The 25,058-nt window shown below is 71.4% G+C and carries 14 protein-coding genes; 7 read left to right on the top strand and 7 right to left on the bottom strand.

All coding sequences use genetic code 11. The features are described from left to right. Positions 1-116 precede the first annotated feature (116 nt). From ABD832_RS41355 to ABD832_RS41335, 5 genes are read right to left on the bottom strand one after another with little or no spacing between them, the layout of a single operon-like run. A complete protein-coding gene (locus ABD832_RS41355) occupies positions 117-1,214 on the bottom strand; it encodes a LacI family DNA-binding transcriptional regulator (RefSeq protein ID WP_344908281.1) in 1,098 nt (365 codons plus the stop codon). Continuing rightward, positions 1,204-2,832 (bottom strand): glycoside hydrolase family 13 protein, encoded by a 1,629-nt coding sequence (locus ABD832_RS41350; protein WP_344908278.1) that lies wholly within the window; start codon positions 2,830-2,832, stop codon positions 1,204-1,206. The genes ABD832_RS41355 and ABD832_RS41350 overlap by 11 nt, the downstream gene beginning before the upstream one ends. Before the next feature lie 51 nt (positions 2,833-2,883). Beyond that, positions 2,884-3,756, bottom strand: coding sequence for a sugar ABC transporter permease (locus ABD832_RS41345; protein WP_344908275.1), 873 nt, complete (start codon positions 3,754-3,756; stop codon positions 2,884-2,886). Beyond that, positions 3,753-4,748 carry a carbohydrate ABC transporter permease gene (locus tag ABD832_RS41340; RefSeq protein WP_344908271.1) on the bottom strand — a complete coding sequence of 332 codons (996 nt, stop codon included), beginning with the start codon at positions 4,746-4,748 and terminating at the stop codon, positions 3,753-3,755. Before ABD832_RS41340 ends, ABD832_RS41345 begins: the two co-directional genes overlap by 4 nt. A 24-nt stretch (positions 4,749-4,772) precedes the next feature. Beyond that, complete coding sequence (locus tag ABD832_RS41335; RefSeq protein WP_344908267.1) at positions 4,773-6,065, bottom strand: extracellular solute-binding protein; 1,293 nt, start codon at positions 6,063-6,065, stop codon at positions 4,773-4,775. Between the two features lie 428 nt (positions 6,066-6,493). On the opposite strand from ABD832_RS41335, the gene pulA reads away from it, so the two are divergent. The 3 genes from pulA (at position 6,494) to ABD832_RS41320 (ending at position 17,013) form a co-directional block, all read left to right on the top strand. Next, positions 6,494-12,295 carry a pullulanase-type alpha-1,6-glucosidase gene (pulA, locus tag ABD832_RS41330; RefSeq protein ID WP_344908262.1) on the top strand — a complete coding sequence of 1,934 codons (5,802 nt, stop codon included), beginning with the start codon at positions 6,494-6,496 and terminating at the stop codon, positions 12,293-12,295. 166 nt (positions 12,296-12,461) lie between these two features. Then, positions 12,462-14,204 (top strand): carbohydrate-binding module family 20 domain-containing protein, encoded by a 1,743-nt coding sequence (locus tag ABD832_RS41325; RefSeq protein ID WP_344908259.1) that lies wholly within the window; start codon positions 12,462-12,464, stop codon positions 14,202-14,204. A gap of 169 nt (positions 14,205-14,373) precedes the next feature. Further along, positions 14,374-17,013 carry an alpha-amylase family glycosyl hydrolase gene (locus ABD832_RS41320; protein WP_344908256.1) on the top strand — a complete coding sequence of 880 codons (2,640 nt, stop codon included), beginning with the start codon at positions 14,374-14,376 and terminating at the stop codon, positions 17,011-17,013. Between the two features lie 93 nt (positions 17,014-17,106). Here the strand turns inward: ABD832_RS41320 and ABD832_RS41315 are convergent, their stop codons facing one another. Together ABD832_RS41315 and ABD832_RS41310 are read right to left on the bottom strand one after the other, a co-directional pair. Further along, positions 17,107-19,530 (bottom strand): protein kinase domain-containing protein, encoded by a 2,424-nt coding sequence (locus ABD832_RS41315; RefSeq protein ID WP_344908253.1) that lies wholly within the window; start codon positions 19,528-19,530, stop codon positions 17,107-17,109. A 269-nt stretch (positions 19,531-19,799) separates the two neighbouring features. Further along, entirely contained in the window at positions 19,800-20,405 is a 606-nt protein-coding gene (locus ABD832_RS41310; protein WP_344908249.1) for a TetR/AcrR family transcriptional regulator, read from the bottom strand. A gap of 78 nt (positions 20,406-20,483) precedes the next feature. On the opposite strand from ABD832_RS41310, the gene ABD832_RS41305 reads away from it, so the two are divergent. From ABD832_RS41305 to ABD832_RS41290, 4 genes are all read left to right on the top strand, one after another. Continuing rightward, the gene (locus tag ABD832_RS41305) at positions 20,484-21,626 is read left to right on the top strand and encodes an alpha-amylase family glycosyl hydrolase (RefSeq protein WP_344908246.1); all 1,143 of its coding nucleotides are present in this window, start codon (positions 20,484-20,486) and stop codon (positions 21,624-21,626) included. 213 nt (positions 21,627-21,839) lie between these two features. Then, positions 21,840-23,174: an ABC transporter substrate-binding protein gene (locus tag ABD832_RS41300; protein ID WP_344908243.1), complete on the top strand. Its 1,335-nt coding sequence runs from the start codon at positions 21,840-21,842 to the stop codon at positions 23,172-23,174. A gap of 34 nt (positions 23,175-23,208) precedes the next feature. Next, entirely contained in the window at positions 23,209-24,126 is a 918-nt protein-coding gene (locus ABD832_RS41295) for a carbohydrate ABC transporter permease (RefSeq protein ID WP_344908238.1), read from the top strand. After that, positions 24,123-25,019, top strand: coding sequence for a carbohydrate ABC transporter permease (locus tag ABD832_RS41290; RefSeq protein WP_344908235.1), 897 nt, complete (start codon positions 24,123-24,125; stop codon positions 25,017-25,019). The genes ABD832_RS41295 and ABD832_RS41290 overlap by 4 nt, the downstream gene beginning before the upstream one ends. The last annotated feature ends 39 nt before the right edge of the window (positions 25,020-25,058 follow it).

Raw genomic sequence — 25,058 nt, 5'->3', positions numbered from 1 at the left:
GGGACGCGCGTGCCGAACAGGAGAGGCGGCGGGGTGCCGGTCTCCGTGGCGTGACGGGTGCGTGAAGCGTGAGAAGGCGAGGGGCGGGGCCCGCCGGGAGGCCGGCGGGCGGAGGGTCAGCGCAGGATCTTGGGACCGGAGCCCGTGGAACCGCGCACGATGAGTTCGGGCTGGAAGATGAGCTCGGAGTGCCGCTGCCCGGGGGTCCCGGTGACGGCCTCCAGCAGGGTGTGCACGGCCGCGGTCACCATCGACTGCACGGGCTGGCGCACGGTGGTCAGCGGAGGGTCGGTGAACGCGATGAGCGGCGAGTCGTCGAACCCCACCACCGAGACGTCGCCCGGCACCGTCAGGCCCCGGTCCCGGCAGGCGCGGATCGCGCCCAGCGCCATCAGGTCCGACGCGCACACGATGCCGGTGCAGCCGCGCTCCAGCAATTGGGCGGCCGCGGCCTGGCCGCCCTCCACCGAGAACAGCGAGTGCGAGATCAGCCCGTCCACGTCGGTCACCCCGAGCAGCCGGGACATCGCCCGCCGGTACCCCTCGATCTTCCTGATCACCGGGACGAACCGGCCGGGACCGACGGCCAGGCCGATCCGCTCGTGTCCCAGGTCGACCAGGTGCTGCACGGACAGCCGGGCCGCGGCCCGGTCGTCCGGGGAGATGAACGGGGCCGGGACGTCGGCCGCGTGGCCGTTGAGCAGGACGATGGGCACGCCCTGCCCGATGAGCTGGGTGTAGCGGTCCGCGCGCGCGGTGACGTCCGCGTGCAGACCGGAGACGAAGATGATGCCGCTGACCCCCCGCTCCACCAGCAGCTCGGTGAACTCGTCCTCGACCGCGCCGCCGGGGAGCTGGGTGCACAGCACCGGGGTGTAGCCGTGCTGGGTCAGGGTCTTCTCGAAGGCCTGGGCGAACGCCGGGAAGATGGGGTTGTCCAGCTCCGGCGTGACCAGGCCGATCAGCCCGTTGCTGCGCTGGCGCAGCCGCTGCGGGCGCTCGTACCCCATGACGTCCAGGGCCGCCAGCACCGAGCGCCGGGTGAGGGCGGAGACGCCCGGCTTGCCGTTGAGCACCCGGCTGACCGTGGCCTCGCTCACCCCGGCCTGGGCGGCGATGTCAGTCAGCCGTGCGGTGCCGCCGACGCCGCCGACACCACCGGTACCGCTGACGCCACTGGTGCCGTTGCCCAGCGGGCCCGCGCTATGCGCCATCGGTTCCCCACCAGACGGCGGAGTCGGGGGCGAGCCGTGCCAGGCCGTCCTCGACTGTCGTCCCGGCGCTGGCCAGCAGGATCCGCCCGGGGGCGGGCAGCGCGACCGGCTCGCCGGTGAGGTTGACCGTGCAGGCGAACCCGTCGCCCCGGCGGAAGGCCAGCGTCCCCTCCGGGGAGTCGAGCCAGGTCAGCGGGGCGTCGTCGAAGCGGCGGCGCTCGCGCCTGATCCTCAGCGCCTCGCGGTAGAGGTTCAGCGTGGAGAGCGGGTCCCGCAGCTGGGAGTCGACGCTGAGCGGCCCCCAGGAGGCGGGCATGGGCAGCCAGGGGGAACCGGTGCCCGGGAGCAGGCTGAAACCGAAGTGCGGCTCGTCGGCGGCCCACGGGAGCGGCACCCGGCAGCCGTCGCGGCCGTCCTCGGGGTTGCGGTGGCGCTGCGGGTCGTGCAGGAACTCCTCGGGCAGGTCGAGCACCTCGGGAAGGCCGAGCTCCTCGCCCTGGTAGACGTAGGCCGAGCCGGGCAGGGAGAGCGTCAGCAGGGCGGCCGCCCGGGAGCGGCGCAGGCCGAGCTCGCCGCCGCCGTAGCGGGTCAGGTGACGCTTGACGTCGTGGTTGGACAGCACCCAGGTGCTGGGAGCGCCGACCAGGTCCGCGGTGGCCAGCGACTCCTGGACGACCGCGCGGAACGCGTCGGCGTCCCAGGGGGTCTTGAGGAAGTGGAAGTTGAACGCCTGGTGCATCTCGTCGGGGCGGACGTAGTTGGCCAGCCGCTGCGGGGACGGCGCCCACGCCTCGGCGACGCCGATCCGCTCGCCCGGGTAGGAGTCGAGCAGCCTGCGCCAGGAGCGGTGGATCTCGTGCACGCCGTCCTGGTCGAAGAACGGCACCACGTCGGCGCCGATCATCTTCACCTGGTCGGGGTGGCCGACGTCGGGCAGGCCCTCGGCCTTGACCATGCCGTGGGCGACGTCGACGCGGAAGCCGTCCACGCCCAGGTCGAGCCAGAAGCGCAGGATCGACTCGAACTCCGCGTGGACCTCGGGGTTCTCCCAGTTCAGGTCGGGCTGCTGGGGGGCGAACAGGTGCAGGTACCACTCGCCGTCCGGCAGCCGGGTCCACGCCGGGCCGCCGAAGATCGACTCCCAGTCGTTGGGCGGCAGCTCACCGGCCGCGCCCCGGCCCGGGCGGAAGATGTAGCGCTCCCGCGCCGCGTCGCCGGGGCACGCCGCCAGGGCCTCGGCGAACCAGGCGTGCCGGTCGGAGGTGTGGTTGGGCACCACGTCCACGATCACGCGCAGGCCGTGCCGGTGCGCGTCGTCGATCAGGGCCCGCGCGTCGGCCAGCGACCCGAAGATCGGGTCCACGTCCCGGTAGTCGGCCACGTCGTAGCCGAAGTCGGCCATCGGCGAGGTGAAGAACGGGGTGAGCCAGACCGCGTCGACCCCCAGGTCGGCCAGGTACGGCAGCCTGCCGCGCGCGCCGAGCAGGTCCCCCACACCGTCGCCGTTGCCGTCGGCGAAGCTGCGTACGTAGACCTGGTAGATCACCGCGTCGCGCCACCACCGGGTGGCGGTGCCGGTGCCCGATGGTGACGGGTCCGCGTGGACGAGCTCGGTCATGGTTGAATCCCCCGATCAAATGACATGTCAGGACGTGATAGCACGGGAGTGTTACGCCTTCGTGGCGCCGCTGGTGAGCCCGGCGACCAGGTGCCGCTGGACCAGCAGGAAGACGACCGCCGCGGGCACCGCGATCAGCACCGCCGAGGCGGTGAGCAGTCCCCAGTCCGACCAGTGCTGGCCGACGAACTGCTGCAGGCCGATGCCGAGCGTGCGCTTCTCCTCCTGGGACATGAAGACGGTCGCGTAGGCGACCTCGCCCCAGGCGGTCATGAAGGAGTAGAACGCGGTGACCGCCAGGCTGGGCCTGGCCAGCGGCAGGATGACCCGCCAGAAGGTGCCGAACGGGGTCAGGCCGTCGACCATCCCCGCCTGGTCGATCTCGCGCGGGATGGAGTCGAAGTAGCTCTTCATCATCCACGCGCAGAACGGGACCGCCACGGTCATGTAGGCGATGACCAGGCCGGGGATCTGGTTGAGCAGCTTCAGGCCAGCCATCAGGTTGTAGAGCGGGACGATCAGGATCGCCACCGGGAACATCTGGGTGACGAGCAGCATCCACATGACCCCGCGGTAGCCGGGGAAGCGGAAGCGGCTGATCGCGTACCCGGTGGTGGAGGCCAGGAAGACGCCGATGACCGTGGTCAGGGCGGCGACGATCACCGAGTTGAGCAGCCAGGTCGGGAACTGCGTCTCGGTCAGCACCCGGGTGTAGTTGTCCAGCGAGGGCTGGTTGAAGATCTCCAGCTCGCTGGAGAGCCAGCCGTGGCGCGGCTTGAGCGAGGTCAGGACCAGCCACACGATCGGGAAGAGCGAGACGGCGACCGCGGCGAGCAGGGTCGCGTGCAGCAGGACGGAACTGCCCAGGCCGCGGTCCCCCCGTCCCCGGGCGCGCCCGGCGCCCCTGATACCGGCGGTGCTCACCAGACCTCCCCTTGCTTGCGCAGCGAGCGCCGGTAGACCACGGCCAGCACGACGAGGAGCAGGAGGATGATCACTCCCCAGGCCGCGGAGTTGGAGTAGTTGCGGACGCCGGTGAAGGCCTCACGGAAGGCGTAGGTGACCAGGATCTCGGTGGAGCTGCCCGGCCCGCCCCCGCTGATCAGGTAGATCACCGGGAACATGTTGAACGTCCAGATGGTGCCCAGCAGGACCACGGTGCTCGACACCGTGCTCAGGCCGGGCAGGGTGATGAAGCGGAAGCGCTGCCACGGCGTGGCGCCGTCCACCTCGGCGGCCTCGTAGAGCTCGCCGGGGATCGACTGGAGCCCGCCCAGCATGGCGACCATCATGAACGGCACGCCCATCCACACGTTGACCGCGATGACCGCGATCTTCGCCGTGGTCGGGTCGTCGAGCCAGCCGACCGCACCCAGGCCGGCGGCCTTGAGCATCGCGTTGATCACGCCGAAGTCGCTGTTGTACAGGTAGCGCCAGATGAACGCGGAGACGAACCCGGGGATGGCCCACGGCAGGATGAGCAGCAGCCGGTAGGCCGAGCGGAACCGCAGGCGCCGGTTGAGCAGCAGGGCCAGTCCCAGGCCCAGGCCGTAGTGCAGCGCCACGCAGGCGACGGTCCAGGTGACCGTCCAGGTCAGCTTGTCCCAGAACAGGGAGCTGGTCAGGATCCCGACGTAGTTCTCGAGACCCACGAACTCGTAGGTGGAGGGGATGACGTTGACGCCGATCGTGCGGCCGATGTTGGCCTCGGTGGCGTCGGTCAGCGACAGGTACACGCCGCGGGCCAGCGGCCAGCCGATCAGCAGGCCGGTGACCAGGATCACCGGGGCGACCATGGCCAGGGCGTACCAGTGCCTGCCCAGCGCCCGCCGGAACGGGCCGCCACCGCCGGACCGGCGGCCCTGGCCGCGGGCGCCCTCGGCGCCCGCGGCCCGGTCCCTGGTCGTGCTGCTCACACGTCCAGTCGAGAGCGCCACGGCTCAGCTCCAGTCCTTGAAGATGCCGCGGTACTGGCCGTCGACCTTCTTGAGCATGTCCTCGGGGGTCGTCTTGCCGCCGACCAGCGACTGGTAGCCCTCCAGCAGCGGCTGGAAGAGCTGGCCGCCCTCGGGGATCCACGGCCGGGGGGCCGCGGTGTCCATGATCGGCTTGAAGACGGCGACGTCCTTGTTGCCCTGCACGTCGGGATTCTCGTAGGCGGAGGTCCGGGTCGGCAGGAGGCTGATCTCCTTGGCGACCTTGGCCTGGGCCTCGGGGGTGCTCATGAAGCGGACGAACTCGTAGGCGGCGTCCAGCTTGGGGGAGCCCGCGTAGATCGCCAGGTTCCAGCCGCCGGTGGGGGCGCCGGCCTTGACCGAGCCGGCCGGGACCGGGGCGATGCCCAGGTTCTCCTTGTCCTTGAACTCCTTGCCCTGGTAGATCTCGGCCAGCGCCCACGGGCCGTTGTAGATCATCGCGGCCTTGCCGTCCTTGAGGGCGGTCATCGCGTTGGCGTAGCTGTCCTGGATGGCGGGCTTGGGGGCGGCGCCGGAGGTGACCAGGTCGGCGACGGTGGCCATGGCCTTGACGTTGGCCGGGGAGTTGACGGTGATCTTCTTGTTCTGCACGTCGAGCAGGTCGCCGCCCTCGCCGTACATGAAGGGCAGCAGGAAGTAGGAGTCGACGTTGAGGGCCAGGCCGTTGACGCCGGTCTTCTCCTTGACGTCGAGCGCGACCTGCTTGAGCTCCTCGACGGTGGCGGGGGCCTTCTCGTGCCCGGCCTTGGCCAGCAGCTTCTTGTTGTACAGCAGCGCCAGCGTGTCGGTCACCTGCGGCACCGCGTACGTCTTGCCCTGGTACTTGGTGCTGCTCAGCGGGCCGGGCAGGAAGTCGGACTCGTTCTCCACGGCGCGGGTGCCGTCCAGCGGCTGCAGGTAGCCGAGCGAGGCGAACTGGGAGGTCCAGGCCACCTCGGAGCGGATCACGTCGGGCGCCCCGGCGCCGGCCTGGGCCGCGGTCTGGAACTGGTTCTGCGCCTGGTCGGAGGGGACGTTGACGTACTTGACCTTGATATTGGGGTACTTCGCCTGGAACTCCTTGATGAGCGCCTGGAACGTCGGCCCCTCGCTGTCCGGCCGGACCGTGTCCCACCAGGTGATCTCACCGCTGATCTTCGACGGGTCGGCCGCCGCGGACTGGGCGGGGGCCGCCGGAGCGGCCTCACCGCCACCGCAGGCGGAGACCGCCAGGGCGAGGGCCGCGACGATCGTCGCGGCAGGGAAGGCTCGCCGCATGTTCTTCTCCTCAGGTTCAAGGGGGGTGGCCGGACATCGAACTGAGCTGTCCGGCCGGTTCTGGAGTACGCCGGACGTTACGCCGACGTGAACCTGAGTGGAAGAAGTTTCTGCAAGAGTCTGCAAAGTCGTTACAAACGACCCCCTAAGCCGATGAATCACCGATCCATCCCGCAAATCCGTACACCCGTATTGACCCTTAAATAGCTGTAAGTCCTATTTGTACGGTTCCTTGCGGTGACGCATCTCCCTTCCGGCACCGTCGCCTTACCGGATATTCAGAAAATTGCCGCAAGGGATTGCACAGACGTGTCCCAATGAGTAACTTCCGGGCAATACCTCCGAAACAACCTCCGTGGAGGCCCCCCGTGGTCTGGCCACTTCCCCCACGGCGCGCGAGAACGACCTCGCTGGCGAGCGTCGCGCTCGTGACAGCCCTGATCACCCCCCTCGCCGCCACCCCGCCCCCCGCCGCCGCGTCCGCCTCCCCCGCGTCCGCCCCGTCATCGGCGTCCCCGTCCGCCCCGCGGATCTCCGGGACCACCGTCACCACAGGCACCGGTGCGCCCGTGGTCTCGCCGCTGAGCCGCACCGCCGAGCCCTCCGACAGGGAGCTGGCCCGGGACGCGCTGCGCGCCGACCTGAGCCGCGAGCGCTTCTACTTCGCGATGACCGACCGGTTCGCCAACGGCGACCCCCGCAACGACACCGGCGGCCTGTCCGGCAACCGGCTCGCCACCGGCTTCGACCCCTCCCACAAGGGGTTCTACCAGGGCGGCGACCTCAAGGGTCTGCTCGGCGGACTCGACTACGTCAAGAAGCTCGGCAGCACCGCGATCTGGATCACCCCCGCGTTCGCGAACCGTCCCGTGCAGGGCACCGGCGCGAACGTCTCGGCCGGCTACCACGGCTACTGGATCACCGACTTCACCAGGATCGACCCGCACCTGGGCACCAACGCCCAGATGAAGGAGCTGGTGCGCGAGGCCCACCGGCGCGGGATGAAGGTCTTCTTCGACATCATCACCAACCACACGGCCGACGTCATCGACTACGCCGAGAAGACCTACTCCTACCGCTCCAAGGGCGCCTACCCCTACGTCGACACCGACGGCAGGCCGTTCGACGACCGCGACCACGCCGGCAAGGACACCTTCCCCGAGGTGGACACCGGCTCGTTCCCGTACACGCCGGTCGCACCGAAGAGGGTCAAGACGCCCTCCTGGCTGAACGATCCGACGATGTACCACAACCGGGGCGACTCCACCTTCAGCGGTGAGAACGACCAGTACGGCGACTTCTTCGGCCTCGACGACCTGTGGACCGAGCGGCCCGAGGTCGTCAAGGGCATGATCGACATCTACCGGACCTGGGTGCGCGACACCGGCCTCGACGGCTTCCGCATCGACACCGCCAAGCACGTGAACATGGAGTTCTGGGAGCGCTTCTCCCCGGCCCTGCGTGGCTACGCCGCCCAGCACGGCAACAAGCGGTTCTTCATGTTCGGCGAGGTCTACTCGGGCGAGCCCGCCTTCACCAGCCGCTACTCCACCCGCGGGGGCATGAACGCCACCCTGGACTTCCCGTTCCAGGAGGCCGCCCGCTCCTTCGTCGGCGGCACCGCGGACGCGACCAGGCTGGCCCGGCTGTACGCCGGGGACGACCACCACACCGACGCCGACGGCAACGCCTCGTCGCTGCCGACCTTCCTCGGCAACCACGACATGGGCCGCATCGGCCGCTTCGTCGCCCAGGACAACCCCGGGGCGCCCGACGCCGAGCTGCTGCGCAGGGACCTGCTCGCCCACGAGCTGATGTACCTCACCCGCGGCCAGCCGGTCGTCTACTACGGTGACGAGCAGGGCTTCACCGGCTCGGGCGGCGACCAGGACGCCCGCGCGCCGCTGTTCCCGGCCAAGGCCGCCGACTACCTCGACGACGACCTCATCGGCACCGGCGCCACCCACGCGCGCGACAACCACGACCCCTCCCACCCGCTCTACCGCAGCATCGCCGCCCTGGCGGGGCTGCGCGACGCCCACCCGGCCCTGGCCGACGGCGCCCAGATCGAACGGCTCGCCTCCGGCGGCGTCTACGCCTTCTCCAGGATCGACGCGAGCAGGCAGATCGAGTACGTGGTCGCGGTCAACAACGCCGAGCAGGCGGCGACCGCGGCCGTGCCCACCTTCTCGGCGGGCGCCGCCTTCACCCGCGTGTACGGCGAGGGCCCGTCCGCGCTCACCACCGGCGCGGACACGAGGCTCGGGCTCACCGTCCCGGCCCTGTCCGCGGTGGTCTACCGGGCCTCGGCCAGGCTCGCCGCCCCGGCCGCGGCCCCGGCCGTCTCGGTCGCCCTGCCCGGCGCCGAGATCAGGGGCACCGCCGAGGACGGCCGGATCCCGGTCACCGCGACCGTGCCGGGCACCGGCTTCGACCAGGTCACCTTCGCCGCCAAGGCCGGCGAAGGCCCCTGGAGGGTCATCGGCACCGACGACGCGCCCAACGCGTCCGGTTCTTCCCGGGTCTTCCGGGTCTTCCACGACCTGCGCGGTCTCGCCGCGGGCACGAAGGTCGCGTACAAGGCCGTGGTGAAGGACTCCGCGGGACGGTTCGCCTCGGCGACGGCGACGGCCACGGTCGGCGCCGAGCCCGCTCCCGAGCAGCCCGGCACGGTGAAGCGCGACTGGCTGGTCGTGCACCACCAGCGCGCGGACGGCGACTACGACGGCTGGGGCCTGCACGTCTGGGGCGACGTGGAGAACCCCACCGAGTGGGCCGCGCCGCTGCCGCTGACCGGCGAGGACGACTACGGCCGCTTCGCCTGGATCAGGCTCAAGCCGGGCGCGACCAACGTCGGGATCATCGTCCACAAGGGGGACGAGAAGGACGGCGGTGACCGGATCGTCGACCCCGCCAGGAACGGCGAGGTCTGGCTCAGGCAGGGATCGGCCTCGACGCACACCTCCCGCGCCGCGGCGCAGGGGTACGCGACCGTCCACTACTCGCGGCCGGACAAGGCCTACGACGGCTGGGGGCTGCACCTGTGGGGCGACGGGCTCGCCGACGGGGTGCCCACCGAGTGGGCCGCACCCAGGCCCGCGGACGGCGTCGACGCCTCGGGCGCGTTCTGGCGGGTGCCGCTGAAGAACGCGTCGGTCCCGGTGAACTTCATCGTGCACAGGGGGGACGTCAAGGACCCCGGGGCCGACCAGTCGTTCACCCCGGCCGCGCAGCCGGACGCCCACGTCGTGTCCGGCTCGGCCACGGTCCACGCCACCCGCGCCGCGGCCGAGAACGTCGCGATCCTGCATTACCACCGGCCCGACGGGAACTATGACGGCTGGGGACTGCACCTGTGGGGGGACGTGGCGGCTCCCACCGAGTGGGCCACGCCGCTTCAGCCGGCGGGCAGGGACGCCTTCGGCGTGTACTTCCGCGTCCCCCTGACCGAGGGGGCCGCGAACGTGAGCTACATCATCCACAACGGCGACACCAAGGACCTGCCCGACAACCAGGCGCTGGACCTGGCCGCCGACGGCCACGAGGTGTGGCGGGTCGCCGGTACCGAGGGCCACCTGCTGCCCCAGCCGGCGGCGCGCGGCGCCGACGCCGACCTGTCGAAGTCCTCGGCGCACTGGATCGACCGCTCCACCGTCGCCTGGAAGATCGACTCCTCGGCGTCGAACCGCTACGCCCTGGCCTTCTCCGGCAAGGGCGGCATCGCCTACGCCGAGGGGGACCTGACCGGTGACCTCAAGCTGATCCGGCTGACGCCCGGCGCGCTGACCGAGGCGCAGAAGGCGAAGTGGCCGCACCTGGCCGGGCACGCCGCGTTCACCGTCGACCCGCGCGACACCGACCTGGTGCGGGAGGCCGTGCGCGGCCAGGTCGTGGCCGCCGAACGCGACGTCTCCGGCGCCCTGCTGACCGCCACCGGCGTGCAGCTGCCCGGCGTGCTCGACGACCTGTACGCCGCGGCGGCCGGCGCCGGCCTGGGGCCGTCCTGGCGTGGCGGCACGCCCGAGCTGTCGGTCTGGGCGCCGACCGCCCACAAGGTCGAGCTGGCGCTGTACCGCGACCCCTCGGGCGGGCCCCGCACCGTGCACGCCATGCGGCGCGACGACCGCACCGGCGTCTGGTCGGCGCGCGGGCAGCGGAGCTGGAAGGACCGCTACTACACCTTCCTGGTGACGGTCCACTCCCCGGCCGCGGGCAAGGTCGTCGTCAACGAGGTGACCGACCCCTACAGCCTGTCGCTGTCGGCCGGGTCCGGCCGCAGCCAGCTCGTCGACCTGTCCGACCGGTCGCTGCGGCCCGACGGCTGGTCGTCGCGGGCCAAGCCACCGGCCGTGCCCCAGAACAGGGCGTCCGTCTACGAGCTGCACGTGCGCGACTTCTCCGCCTCGGACGCGACCGTCCCGGCCGCCAGGCGCGGCACGTACGGCGCGTTCACCGGCGACTCCGCGGGGATGAGGGAGCTGCGCGCCCTGGCCAAGGACGGGCTCACCCACGTGCACCTGCTGCCGGTCTTCGACATCGCCACCGTCCCCGAGCGCAGGTCGGACCGGACCGAACCCGGCTGCGACCTGGCCTCGATGGCCCCCGACTCCGAGGAGCAGCAGGCCTGCGTCGCCAGGACCGCGGCGAAGGACTCCTTCAACTGGGGCTACGACCCGCTGCACTACACCGTGCCGGAGGGTTCCTACGCCTCCGACCCGGAGGGGTCGTCGCGGATCAGGGAGTTCCGCGAGATGGTCGGCGGGCTGAACGGGGCCGGGCTGCGGGTCGTGATGGACGTGGTCTACAACCACACCCACGCCGCGGGCCAGGACCCCACCTCGGTGCTGGACCGCATCGTGCCCGGCTACTACCACCGGCTCCTCGACGACGGCAGCGTGGCCACCTCCACCTGCTGCGCCAACACCGCGCCCGAGCACGCCATGATGGGCAGGCTCGTCGTCGACTCCGTGGTCACCTGGGCCCGCGAGTACCGGGTGGACGGCTTCCGGTTCGACCTGATGGGCCACCACCCCAAGGCGAACATGGTCGCGGTCCGCGAGGCCCTGGACCGGCTCACCCTCGCCCGCGACGGCGTCGACGGAAAGTCGATCATCCTGTACGGGGAGGGCTGGAACTTCGGCGAGGTCGCCGACGACGCCCGCTTCGAGCAGGCCACCCAGGCCGGGATGGCCGGCACCGGGATCGGCACCTTCAACGACCGGCTGCGCGACGCGGTACGCGGCGGCGGCCCGTTCGACGCCGACCCCCGCGTGCAGGGCTTCGGCTCGGGACTGGCCGGGGCGCCCAACGGCTCGCCCGCCAACGGCGACGCCGGCGCGCAGCGGGCCCGGCTGCTGCGCTACCAGGACCTGATCAAGGTCGGGCTGACCGGCAACCTGCGCGACTACACCTTCACCGCCTCCGACGGGCGGCGCGTCAAGGGCTCGGAGGTGGACTACAACGGCTCACCCGCCGGGTACACCGCCTCCCCCGGCGAGGCCGTCACCTACGTCGACGCCCACGACAACGAGACGCTCTTCGACGCGCTGGCCTACAAGCTGCCGCAGGCGACGGGCATGGCCGACCGGGTACGGATGCAGTCGCTCTCGCTGGCCACGGCCGTGCTCGGCCAGGGCACCTCGTTCGTGCACGCCGGCAGCGAGCGGCTCCGCTCCAAGTCGCTCGACCGCAACTCCTTCGACTCCGGTGACTGGTTCAACCGGCTGCTGTGGGACTGCTCGGCGGGCAACGGCTTCGGCGCCGGCCTTCCCCCGAAGGCCGACAACGAGGACAAGTGGCCCTACGCCAGGCCGCTGCTCGCCGACCCGGCGCTCAAGCCGGACTGCGCGGCGATCGGCGCGGCCCGCGCCCGCTACGGCGACCTGCTGAGGATCCGCTCCTCCTCCCCGGCGTTCGCCCTGGACAGCCTGGCCGAGGTGCAGAAGCGGCTGACCTTCCCGACCAGCGGCACCTCGGAGACCCCGGGTGTCGTGACCATGCACCTGGACTCCTCGGGCATCGACCCGCGCTGGAGGTCGATCACCGTCGTCCTCAACGCGACCCCCGAGGCGCGGCCACAGACCGTCGACGCCCTCAAGGGCGGCCAGGTGACGCTCCACCCCGTCCAGGCGAACGGCGACGACGCCGTCGTGAAGCAGTCGACGTTCGACCCGGCGACGGGCACGGTGACGGTCCCGCCACGCACGGTGGCCGTCTTCGTCCGGCCCTGACCCCGACCCCCCGTCCCCTTCTCCCCCGGGCGTCCCGGGCCGTGCCGGACGTCCCCGGACGTCTCCGGGCGGCCCGCAGGCGACCACCTGAAAAACCCGCCGGGCCGGGTGTTGCAGCACCCGGCCCGGCCAGGGAACCCGTCCACTGATCTGGAGGCCCCCACCCGTGAAACCCTACCGAGTCATCATTGCCACGGCGTTAAGCGCGCTGGCCGGAGCCACCGTTCTGGTGCCCGCCGTGCTGAGCGCCCCCGCCCAGGCGGCCCCGCCCACCCCCGGCCCGATCGTCAAGCTGTGGAGCTGGAACTGGAACTCCGTCGCCAAGGAGTGCACCGACGTGCTCGGCCCGGCCGGGTTCGGCGCCGTCCAGGTCTCCCCGCCGAACGACTCGATGTCCAAGGGCGGCACGGTCTGGTGGGACGTCTACCAGCCCGCCCGCTACACCCTCACCAGCAAGTTCGGCAACGAGGCCGCGTTCAAGAACATGATCAACGCCTGCCACGCCGCGGGCGTCAAGGTGCACGCCGACGCCGTCATCAACCACATGACCGGCCAGGGCAGCACCAGCTACGGCGGCTACACCTTCGGCAAGTACGACTACCCCGGGCTGTACTCGGCCGCCGACTTCCACTCCCCCACCTGCGTGATCAACGGCTCGGACTACACCAACGACGCCGGGCGGGTGCAGAACTGCGAGCTGGTCGGCCTGGCCGACCTCAACACCGGCTCGAACTACGTCCGCGACCAGATCGCCGGATACCTCAACAAACTGACCTCGCTGGGCGTGGACGGCTTCCGGATCGACGCCGCCAAGCACATCAACCCCGCCGACCTGGCCGCGATCAAGAGCAGGCTCACCGGATCGCCGTACATCCACCAGGAGGTCATCCAGGGCAACGGGGAGGCGATCTCGCCGAGCCAGTACACCGGGGTCGGCGACGTCCACGAGTTCGTCTACGGCCGCAAGCTCAAGGAGCAGTTCGGCGGCGGGCAGATCAAGAACCTGCAGTCGTTCGGGCAGAGCTGGGGCCTGTCGGTGCCCAGCGACAAGGCCGTGGTCTTCGTCGACAACCACGACACCGAGCGCAACGGCTCGACCATGAACTACAAGAACGGCGACGCCTACCGGCTGGCCAACGTCTTCATGCTGGCCTGGCCGTACGGCGCCGCGCGGGTCTACTCCGGGTTCGCCTGGGGCAACAGCGAGGCCGGCCCGCCCTCGGGAGGCGGTGGCTTCGTCACCGACACCAACTGCGGCAACGGGCAGTGGACCTGCTTCCACCGCCAGATGACCGGGATGGCCCGCTTCAACCGCGTCGTCAACGGCACCCCGGTCGCCAACTGGTACGACAACGGCAACAACGTGATCGCCTTCAGCCGCGGCACCAAGGGCTGGGTCGCGATCAACAACGAGGGCGCGAGCGTCACCCGCACCTTCACCACCGGCCTGCCCGCGGGGACCTACGCCAACGCGGCGGGCAGCGGCTCGGTGACCGTCTCCTCCGGCGGCACCGCCTCGGTCACCGTCCCGGCCAGGGGCGCGGTCGCCATCCACACCGGTGCCATGGGCCCCGGCCCGACCCCGACCCCGACCGTGACCCCGACCGTCAACCCCGGCCAGGTGGCCACCACGTTCAACGCGAACGCCACCACGACCTGGGGCCAGAACGTCTTCGTCGTCGGCGACGTCCCCGCGCTGGGCGCCTGGAACCCGGCGAACGCGGTCGCGCTGTCGTCGGCCTCGTACCCGGTCTGGAAGGGCACCGTGAACCTGCCGGCCGGCACGACGATCTCCTACAAGTACATCAAGAAGAACTCCGACGGCTCGGTGATCTGGGAGAGCGACCCCAACCGCTCCTTCACCACCCCGTCGGGCGGTACGGCGACACGTAACGACTCCTGGCGCTGACCTCTGATCCCGGCGGGGCACGGCCACCCCGTCGCCCCGCCGGCCCCGCCCCGGGCGCGCTCCCCCGCGCCCGGGGCCCGGCCACGGGCGTCCCGCACGCCCGGACCGCCGCCCCGGGCGCCCTCGCGCGCCCGGGGCCACTCTCCGGCCCCTCGATCAGAGGAACCCCATGCGCTCACCCGCCCACCGCACCGCGGGGCTGCTCGTCGCCGCCCTGCTGGCCCTCGTCCCCCTGCTCGCCGCGATCCCCGCCGCCTCGGCGGCCGGCAGCGCCACCGTCTACTACGCGACCGGCTGGAACACCGCCAACATCCACTACCAGCCCACCGGCGGCTCCTGGACCACCGTCCCCGGCGTCCCCATGGGCGAGACCGCCTGCACCGGCTGGAAGAAGAGGACGATCGACCTGGGCTCGGCGACCGGTCTCAAGGCCGCCTTCAACAACGGCTCCGGCACCTGGGACAACAACGGCGGCGCCGACTACGTCATCGGCACCGGCGTCAGCACGGTCAGGAACCGCGTCGTGACCGCGAACGCGGCGAACCCGTGCGTCCCCCAGGGCCCCGACACCGTCGCCCCCACCGCACCGACCGGCCTCACCGCCTCCGCGAACGGCACCGTGATCGCGCTGGCCTGGAACGCCGCCACCGACGACGTCGGGGTGACCGGCTACCGGATCACCCGCACCGGCGGCACCGGCGGCCCGAAGGTCATCGACGTGACGGCCACGGCGCACTCCGACACCGGCCTGGCCGAGAACACCGCCTACCGCTACACCGTCCAGGCCAGGGACGCCGCGGGGAACGTCTCACCGGCGAGCGCGGCGGCCACCGCCACCACCGGCCGCGGGCCCGCGCAGCCCGCGGGCGGCACCCCGCTCGGCGGCGACCCCCGCGAGGACTCGATCTACTTCGTGATGACCGCCCGGTTCGCCGACGGCGACACCGCCAACAACCGGGGCGGCAGCCAGCACGTGAAGTCCGGCAACGCCGCGAACGACGACCCGATGTTCCGCGGCGACTTCAAGGGGCTGATCGACAAGCTCGACTACGTCAAGGGGCTCGGGTTCTCCGCGTTGTGGATCACCCCGGTCGTGCTGAACCGGTCCGACTACGACTTCCACGGCTACCACGGCTGGGACTTCCACCGCGTCGACGCCCGGCTGGAGTCCGAGGGCGCCTCGTACCAGGACCTGATCAACGCCGCCCACGCCAAGGGCATCAAGATCTACCAGGACGTGGTCTACAACCACAGCTCCCGCTGGGGCGCCAAGGGCCTGTTCACCCCCAAGGTCTACGGGGTGCGCGACGCCCAGTGGAGCTGGTACTACGACCAGCCCGCCCCGGGCTTCACCTACGACGGCAGGAGCGTGGAGCCGGTCTCCGGGAAGTCGTACCACAACGGCGACCTGTGGTCGACGGCCGAACCGGCGGGCAACACCTGCCGCAACTGGGGCGTCCCGACCGGTGGCCAGAGCGCCGAAGGGTACCGGGTCTACAACTGCCAGTGGCCGAGCCCCACCTCGGGCATGTTCCCGGCGACCTATTTTCACAACTGCTGGATCGGCAACTGGGAGGGCGAGGACTCGCGCAGCTGCTGGCTGCACGAGGACCTGGCCGACTTCAACACCGAGAGCAAGGTCGTCCAGGACTACCTGATCGACGTCTACAACAGGTACATCGACATGGGCGTGGACGGCTTCCGCGTCGACACCGCCGTGCACGTCCCCCGGGTCACCTGGAACCGGCGGTTCCTGCCCGCGATCCGCGCGCACGCCACCGCGAGGTTCGGCGCGGCCAAGGCGAAGGACTTCTACGTCTTCGGTGAGGTCGCCGCGTTCGTGCACGACAAGTGGAACCGCGGCTCGGTCAACCACTCGGCGCAGTTCTACACCTGGAAGGAACGCAGGCAGTACAGCGCCGACGACGTCAGGGCGGCGATCGAGCAGTACGACCACGAGAACCTGATGGGCACCGGGAACCAGCCCGTCAGCACCAACGCCAGGCTGGACGGCAACGCCTACCACGCCCCCGACCACAGTGCCTTCTCCGGCATGAACGTGATCGACATGCGGATGCACATGAACTTCGGCGAGGCCTCCAACGCCTTCCACAACGGCAAGGACTCCGACGACAGCTACAACGACGCCACCTTCAACACCGTCTACGTCGACTCCCACGACTACGGCCCGAACAAGTCCTCGGTCCGTTTCGACGGCGGCACCGACGCCTGGGCCGAGAACATGAGCCTGATGTGGACCTTCCGCGGCATCCCGACGCTCTACTACGGCTCGGAGATCGAGTTCCAGCGAGGCAAGAGGATCGACTGCGGGCCGACCTGCCCGCTGGCCACCACCGGCCGCGCCTACTACGGCGGCCACCTGGCCGGGTCGGTCACCGCCCCGGACTTCGGGACCGTCTCCGGCGCCACCGGCGCGGTGGCGCAGACCCTGGACAAGCCGCTGGTCAGGCACGTGCAGCGGCTCAACCGGATCCGGCGGGCGATCCCTGCGCTGCAGAAGGGCCAGTACTCCACCGAGGGCGTCTCGGGCGACATGGCCTTCAAGCGCCGCTTCACGCAGGGGGCGACGGACAGCTTCGTGCTGGTCTCGGTCTCCGGCGGGGCCACGTTCACCGGCATCCCGAACGGCACCTACGTCGACGCGGTCACCGGTGACACCAGGGTCGTCACCGGCGGGACGCTGACGGTCGCGCCCGGCGGCAAGGGCAACCTGAGGGCGTACGTGCTCTCCCTGCCCGGCAACCCGGCCCCCGGCAGGATCGGCGCCGCCGGGCCGTACCTGAAGTAGACCCCTCACCGCCGATCCGCCCCGGGCCCCCCTGGCCCGGGGCGGATCGAGTCGGCTCTGCGCGGCTCTGCGCGGCTGGGCCGGTCCGGCGGGTCAGCCCAGGCGCCAGACCCGGACGGTGTCGTCGCCGCCGGCGGTGACCGCGACGGGACGTCCCTTCAGCTCGGCCACCGCGGCGCCGAACACGTTGTGGTCGTGGTCCTTGAACGCCCTGCCCGTGCGCTCTCCGGTGTCCAGGTCGTGGACCCGCGCGGTGGAGTCGTTGCTGCCGGAGACCACCACGGTGAGCGAGCCCACCCGGCCGACGGCCAGGGAGTAGACCCAGCCGGTGTGGCTCAGGATCGGCGGGCGCGCCTCACCGCCTCCGGCCGCGTCGTCGACGTGGATCTCCTGCGCGCCGCCCGCGGAGAGCACCACGAGCCTGCCGTCCAGTTCGGCCGTGGTGACGGCCGAGACCTGGCCGCGCTGGACGAGGATCGTCTCACCGGCCCCGCCGCGCAGCGGCCAGCGGCGCACCGTCCCGTCGCCGCTGCCGGTGAACACCACGGGCTCACCGTCGAGTACGGCGGTGGCCAGGCCGAACACCGGCGCGGTGGAGGCGCGGCGGGTCCTGCCGATCGCGGCCCCGGTCCTCAGGTTCCACACGCACAGGTTCCCGTTCCGGCCGCCGGTCACCGCGACGGGCTCGCCGCCGAGGTCGGCCACGGTGACCGAGAAGACGCTGCCACCGGTGGCGACGGGCCTGCCGATCGCCTTGCGGCTCGCCAGGTCCCAGCGGCGCAGGGTCCCGTCGTCACCGGCCGACACCGCGACCGCCCTGCCGTCCAGCTCGGTGACCGCGACGGACCGCACCCAGTCGGTGTGCCCGGTGAGCGTGGCCAGCGGCTTGCGGGTGGCCAGGTCCCACAGCCGGACGGTGCGGTCGTTGGCGCCGGAGACGATCACCGGCTCGCCGTCCACCCGGGCGACCTGCACCGTTCCCACGTCGTCGCGGTGGCCGCGCAGCGGGCCGCCGACGGGTGCGCTCTTCCAGTCCCCGGTGACCGCGGTGGGGGTGGCCGCGGGGGACGCGGACCCGCCGGGAGAGGGCGAGGCGTCGGCGGACGGGGAGACGTCCGGCGAGGAGGAACCGTCCGGGGAGGGGGTGCCGGAGGAGGAGAGGGTGCCGTCCGGGGAACCGGACAGCGCCACCGGGGTGGGATCGGCGGTCCTCTCCCCGGTCCCGGCCATCAGGGGCGGGAGCACGAAGATCCCGGCGGCCGAGACCACGGCCGCCGAGACGGCGACGGCGGCCCCGATCAGCCACGGGCGCGACCGTGCCGGCCCGCCCGGCCCGCCCGGCGCGGTCGTCTCCGGGGACCCCGCGCCGGGATCACCCGGGGGCCTCCACTCCCGGGGGCCGGCGCCCGGTTCGAGCGGGGAACCCCCGGCGTGCGAGGGCCGCGGGAACGGCGGGGACGGCGGACCTGCGGGAGGCGGACCGAAAGGGAACGGCCCGGACGCGGCCGGGGCGGACTGCGCCGGGCCGGGCGGGGCGGACCGCGGGGGCGGGAACGTCGCGTCCGGGACGGGCTGCGGGAACGGCCGGGACGGGGGCGGGGTGCTCTGCGGGGACGGGGTGCTCCGCGAGGGCGGTGCGGCCTTCGGGGCCGGGAGCGTCGCGTCCGGGACGGGCGACGGGGAGGCCACGGCGGACGGCCCGGTGCCCGGGGAGGGCTGGCGGATCAGCCGGAACAGCAGGTCCGAGGCGACCGGCCGGTCGGCGGGCGCCTTGGCCAGGCAGGCCGCCAGCAGCGGCCGCAGTCCCTCGGGGACCTCCGACAGGTCGGGCTCGGCGGTGAGGATGCGGTGCAGCACGGCCGGGATGCTGTCCTGGCCGAACGCCGGGCGGCCGGTGGCGGCGAACACCATCGTCACGGCCCAGCTGAAGACGTCCGAGGGGGCGGCGGCCGGACGGCCGTGGATCTGCTCGGGCGACATGTAGGTCGGGGTCCCGACCGCGCCACTGGTCTGCGCGAGCGCGGCGTCGAGCGCCTTGGAGATGCCGAAGTCGATGACGCGCGGGCCGTCGCGGCCGAGCAGCACGTTGGCCGGTTTGAGGTCCCGGTGCACGATGCCGGCCTGGTGGATGGCGACGAGCGCGGTGGCGGTGCTGATCGCGATGCGCTGCAGGGCGGCGCCGTCGCGCGGTCCCTCGTTCTCGACGGCCTGCTGCAGCGACGGTCCCTCGATGAACTCGCTCACCACGTACAGGTGGTCGCCGCTCTCCCCCGCGTCCAGCACCCGGGCGGTGCAGAACTCGGCGATCTGCCGGGCGACGCTGATCTCCCGCTGGAAGCGGGCCCGCGCGACCGGGTCGGCGGCGAACCTCGGGTGCAGCATCTTGATCGCGACGTGCTCACCGTCCGGGTCGCGGGCGAGGTAGACCGCGCCCTGCCCGCCCTCGCCGAGCCTGGCCTCGATCGTGTACGGACCGAGGTCGGTGGGATCTCCGGGCCGCAGCACCGTGCCGGCCATCGTGCTCCTCCCCCGGCGCGCACCCGCGCGGATCCGACGGGATCCGCCCGGCGGGTCCCGTGCCCCGCGGTCCGCGGCCGGGGAGCGCGCCACCCCGCGCGACGTCTTCCGCGAAAGAGCATGCCATCACCGGCAAGGTACGCCAAACCACCCACACGTCACCCCGACCGTCTCGTTCCCTGCCATGACAGGTGACGTGTCCGTGACAGGTGACGTGTCCGTGACGGGTGACGTGGCGTGCCGGCTGCCTGTGACCGCGTCCGCCAGCGTCAGGACACGGCCCGGCCGGTCTCGCCGACCCGGCGCAGGGCTCCCTCCAGAGCGCCGACCGCCGCCTGCACCAGGTGCTCGCGGTCCTCCTCCGGACGGCCCGCCTCGACCCAGGCCAGGCAGACCGCGTCGCAGAAGCCCAGGTAGCCGCGGAAGGCGTAGTCCGACGGTGATCCCGGCCCGGCACCGGTCGCGGCGCGCAGCATGTCGGCGAAGCGGTCACGGGCCCCCTCCTGGAGGGCCGCGGCCTCGGGGATCGCGCCGGGCCGCAGCAGGCCCGCCCATCCGGCGGGCTGCTCGGAGACGAAGTCCAGGTAGAGCCGCACGGAGGCGGCCAGCCGCTCGGCGGGCGGGGTGCCGGGCGGCAACCGGTCGGCCAAGTCCTGCTGGCGGGAGAGCAGGTCCCGCACACCGGCCCGTACCGTCTCCAGGTAGAGCTCCTCCTTGCCGGAGAAGTAGCGGTAGACCAGGGCCTCGGAGGCGTCCGCCGCCCGGGCGATCGCCGCGACGGTGACCGTCTCGTACGGCCACCGGGCGAACGCGGCTCGCGCGGCGGCGAGGAGTTCCTCTCGACGGTCGGCCACGTCAAGTCGTCTGCGTGCCATGCCGGGATCATAGCGACTAATGAGCCGATCCTCAGTAAGCTGTTATTGAGGACGAGCTCACTAATGGAGGGCCACACCATGATCTGGTGGCACGTATATCCCCTCGGCTTCCTGGGGGCCGAGGCCGAGGCGCTGCCCGCGTCCGCGGCCCCGGTGCCCCGGCTGGCGAGGCTGGAGCGGTGGCTGGACCACGGGGCCGATCTCGGCTGCGACGGGCTGGCCCTGGGGCCGGTCTTCGCCTCCGAGACCCACGGCTACGACACCGTCGACCACTACCGCGTCGACCCGCGCCTGGGCACCGAGGCCGACCTGGTCGCGCTCGTCGGGGCGGCCTCCTCCCGGGGGCTCGGCGTACTGCTCGACGGGGTCTTCAACCACGTGGGCCGGAGCTTCGCCGCGCCGCCGGGCTGGCTGAGCGGCGGCACGTTCGAGGGTCACGACCGGCTCGCCGAGCTCGACCACGGCAACCCCGAGGTCGTCGACCACGTCGCCGGCGTCATGGCGTACTGGCTGGAGCGCGGCATCGCCGGATGGCGGCTGGACGCGGCCTACGCCGTCCCGGTGGAGTTCTGGCGGAAGGTCACCGACCGGCTGCGCCCGCGCTTCCCGGACGCGTGGCTGGTGGGCGAGGTCATCCACGGCGACTACGCCGCGTTCACAGAGAAGGGCGGCCTCGACTCCGTCACCCAGTACGAGCTGTGGAAGGCGATCTGGAGCTCCCTCAACGACCGCAACCTCTTCGAGCTGGCCTGGGCACTGGACCGGCACAACGCCCTCCTGGAGACGTTCGCGCCGTTGACGTTCGTCGGCAACCACGACGTGACGCGCATCGCCAGCAGGCTCGACGAGCCCCGCCACCTCGGGGCCGCCCTGGCGGTCCTGTTCACGGTCGGCGGCGTGCCGTCGGTCTACGCCGGCGACGAGCGGGGCATGCGAGGCGTCAAGGAGGAGCGCGCGGGCGGTGACGACGCGATCCGCCCGGCCTTCCCCGACGACCCGTCCCTGCTGCCCGCCCTGACGCCCGGCGGCGAGGAGGTCCACCGGCTGCACCGGGAGCTGATCGCCTTCCGGCGGGAACGTCCCTGGCTGACCCGGGCCCGCACCACGGTCACCGCTCTGACCAACACCGCCCTGTCCTACCGGGTGAGCGACGGCGAGCGGGCGGTGGAGGTGACCCTCGACCTGGAGAACGAGCCGTCCTGGTCCGTGCGGCCCGCCTGAGAGACCGGCCGGCCGGGGCTTCCGGCCCCGTCCGGACCGTGAGATGGTCCGGATCATCACTTCTGCGGATCGGCAGGGTCTTCGTGCCGCCGGTCCGCAGGTCCGGTCGGCAAAAGGAGTGACATGTACTTGTTTGTTTCTCGTTTAGGGGGAAGACGGAGCGCACTCACTTTCAGGAAGAGGGCGAAGATGCCTGTTTCACGAGCAGGGCGTGTGGCCGCGGCGGCGATGCTGGCCGGTTCTCTGGCCGCGTGCGGAGGGGTCGGGGCGAACAAGGGACCTGCCGAGGGGAGCAGTGGTTCCGGGGCGGCGTCCCTGACCACCATGGGGTTCGGTCTTCCCGACGAGATCGCCACGGTCCGGGTGGACGCCTTCAAGAAGGCGTACCCCAAGGTCAACGTGACGATCAACCAGGGCCAGTTCAACGAGCAGGCGTTCCTGTCGGCGGTGGCCTCGGGCAACCCGCCGGACGTGGTCTACCTGGGCCGCGACCGGATCGGCGGGTACGCCGCCCGGGGGGCCATCCAGCCGCTGGACTCCTGCGTCAGCGGCCAGTCGATCGCGACCGGCGACTTCTACCCCGCCGCGCAGAAGCAGGTGCGCTTCGCCGACAAGTGGTACGCCATGCCCGAGTTCTACAACTCGATCGTCCTGCTGGTGAACAACAAGGCCGCGCGCGACGCCGGGGTCGACCCGGCGAGCATCGACACCTCCGACTGGGACGGGCTGGCCCAGCTCGCCAAGAAGATGACCCGGATCAAGGACGGCAAGATCGAGCGCTTCGGCTTCTACCCCAAGCTGCCGGAGTTCCTGCCGCTGTGGGCCAAGGCCAACGGCGCGGACCTGCTCAGCGAGGACGGCCGTACCGTCAACCTGGACGACCCGAAGGTCGGCGAGGCGCTGGAGTACGCCACCGGCCTGCTGGAGTCGCAGGGCGGCTGGAAGAAGCTCAAGGCCTTCACCGACACGTTCGACTACTTCGGGGAGGGCAACCCGTTCGCCAAGGACCAGATCGGCGCGATGCTCACCGAGCAGTTCGTGATCAGCGCGATGGCCGGGGTCACCCCGGACGCGGACATCACGGTGGTGCCGTTCAAGGACCGTCAGGGCAAGCCGGTGAACATGGTGGGCGGCAACGCCTGGGTCATCCCCAAGGGCGCGCGCAACCCGGACGCGGCCTGCTCGTGGATCAAGACGATGACCGCGGCCGACACCTGGGTCGCGGCGGCCCGCGCCCGCGCGGACAAGCGCGCCAAGGAGGGGAAGGTCAACATCGGCACCTACACCGGCAACGCCAAGGCCGATGAGGTGATCTTCTCCGAGGTGGTCAAGCCCAGCGGCAAGAAGGCCTACGACGACGCGGTGAAGACCATCCGCGCCGTGCAGGAGGCCGGCTTCGTGGTTCCGCAGTCCGCGGCCGCCGCCGAGTTCAACACCGCCTGGCAGGACGCGGGCACGAACGTGCTGCAGGGACGGCAGAAGGCGGCCCAGGCGCTGGCGGAGGCGGACGCCAAGGCGCAGAAGGCCATCGACGAGGCGCAGCCGTGAGCTGGCGTCCAGGCACGCCCGCGGGGAGCCGGCCGTGAAAGCCGCGCTCTCCCGCCCGGAGACGCGCTGGGCGTACGTCTTCGTGCTGCCCTGGGTGGTCGGCCTGCTGCTCTTCCAGCTCGGGCCGATGATCGCCAGCCTGGTGCTGTCGTTCACCGACTACGACCTGATCAGCCCGCCGCGGTTCACCGGCCTGGACAACTACGCCACGATGGCGCAGGACCCCAAGGTGATACGCGCCATCGGCAACACCCTGTTCTACACCGTGCTGCACGTCCCGCTCTCGATCGGGCTGGCCCTGGGGCTGGCGCTGATCCTGAACCGCATCACCGGCCGGGCGGCCGGGGTCTTCCGGACGATCTTCTACCTGCCGTCCATGACCCCCCACGTCGCCGTGGGCGTGCTCTTCCTGTTCCTGCTGAACGGCCAGGTGGGCATGGTCAACCAGTTCCTGGCCCTGTTCGGGGTGCAGGGGCCGCAGTGGACCAGTGACCCGGACTGGATGCTGGCGGGCATCGTGCTGATGTCGCTGTGGAACCTCGGCTCGACCACCATCATCCTGTTCGCCGCGTTGCGCAACGTCCCGCGGGAGCTGAGCGAGGCCGCGATGATCGACGGGGCGAGCACGTGGCAGCGGTTCCGGTCGATCACCCTGCCGATGATCGGCGGGGCGCTGTTCTTCGTGGTGATCGTCAACACGATCGCCTCGCTGCAGATGTTCGACCAGGTCTACACGATGTACTTCGGCAACACGCAGGCCCAGAACTCCTCGGGCGACGCCGCCCTGTTCTACGTGATCTACCTTTTCCAGCAGGCCTTCCAGTACCTGCACATGGGTTACGCCTCCGCGCTGGCCTGGGTGCTGTTCCTGGTCATCGCGATCATCACGGTGATCCAGGTGAAGGTGGGCAACCGGCTGGTGTACTACGAGGCCGAGGAGCGCAGCCGATGACCACCCTGCAACAGGCGCCCCCCGCCGCCGAGCCGGCCGCGCCGGTGCCCGACGACGCCGGCAGGCCGACCCGGAGGATCTTCTTCCTGATCGTGCTGGCCGTCGCCTCGGCGATCCTCATCTACCCGTTCGTCTGGCTGGTCTCGGCGTCGCTGAAGCCGCGCGACCGGACGTTCAGCGACCCGTTCCTGCCCTGGCCGTCGCCGTTCCAGCCGGAGAACTACATCTCGGTCTGGGACGCCGCGCCGATGCTGACGTGGCTGGTGAACACCCTGATCGTGGGCGTCGTGGCCGCCCTGGCGGTGACGCTGTCGAGCGCGTTCGTCGCGTTCGGCTTCGCCTACTTCCGCTTCCCCGGCCGGGGCCTGCTGTTCGCGAGCGTGCTGGGCACGATGATGCTGCCCGGCGCGGTCACGCTGGTCCCGACGTACCTGATCTGGAACTCGGTGGGGCTGACCGGCACGCAGGTGCCGCTCTGGGCGGCCAACCTGTTCGGCTCGGCGTTCTACATCTTCCTGCTGCGCCAGTTCCTGCTGGGCGTGCCCCGGTACGTCTTCGAGGCGGCGCGCGTGGACGGCGCCTCGTACCTGGACCTGTTCTGGCGGATCGCGCTCCCGCTGTCGCGGCCGGCGCTGATCATCGCGTTCGTCTTCGAGCTCAAGGCGAGCTGGTTCGACCTGATGAAGCCGCTGATCTACCTGCAGGACCCGGCGCTCTACACGCTGCCGAGAGGGCTGAAGGCGGTGGTCGACCAGTTCTACCAGGGCGGCGACCCCAAGTGGGAGATCGTGCTGGCCGCCAGCGTGATCACCACGTTGCCGCTGATCGCGATCTTCTTCCTGGGTCAGCGGTACTTCCTTCAGGGCATCGCCACGACCGGCCAGCGAGGGTGAGACCCGGTCCCCGCCCCGCGGGGACCGGCATCCGTTCCA

The sequence above is a fragment of the Streptosporangium longisporum genome, assembly GCF_039534895.1.
Lineage (GTDB): Bacteria > Actinomycetota > Actinomycetes > Streptosporangiales > Streptosporangiaceae > Streptosporangium > Streptosporangium longisporum.
This window is presented reverse-complemented; position numbering and strand designations above follow the sequence as displayed.

Coding starts and splice junctions, on each gene's coding strand:
- ABD832_RS41320 (WP_344908256.1), top strand. CDS start 14,374: ATGCGCTCACCCGCCCACCGCACCGCGGGGCTGCTCGTCGCCGCCCTG.
- ABD832_RS41305 (WP_344908246.1), top strand. CDS start 20,484: ATGATCTGGTGGCACGTATATCCCCTCGGCTTCCTGGGGGCCGAGGCC.
- ABD832_RS41335 (WP_344908267.1), bottom strand. CDS start 6,065: ATGCGGCGAGCCTTCCCTGCCGCGACGATCGTCGCGGCCCTCGCCCTG.
- ABD832_RS41290 (WP_344908235.1), top strand. CDS start 24,123: ATGACCACCCTGCAACAGGCGCCCCCCGCCGCCGAGCCGGCCGCGCCG.
- ABD832_RS41310 (WP_344908249.1), bottom strand. CDS start 20,405: ATGGCACGCAGACGACTTGACGTGGCCGACCGTCGAGAGGAACTCCTC.
- ABD832_RS41350 (WP_344908278.1), bottom strand. CDS start 2,832: ATGACCGAGCTCGTCCACGCGGACCCGTCACCATCGGGCACCGGCACC.
- ABD832_RS41315 (WP_344908253.1), bottom strand. CDS start 19,530: ATGGCCGGCACGGTGCTGCGGCCCGGAGATCCCACCGACCTCGGTCCG.
- ABD832_RS41355 (WP_344908281.1), bottom strand. CDS start 1,214: ATGGCGCATAGCGCGGGCCCGCTGGGCAACGGCACCAGTGGCGTCAGC.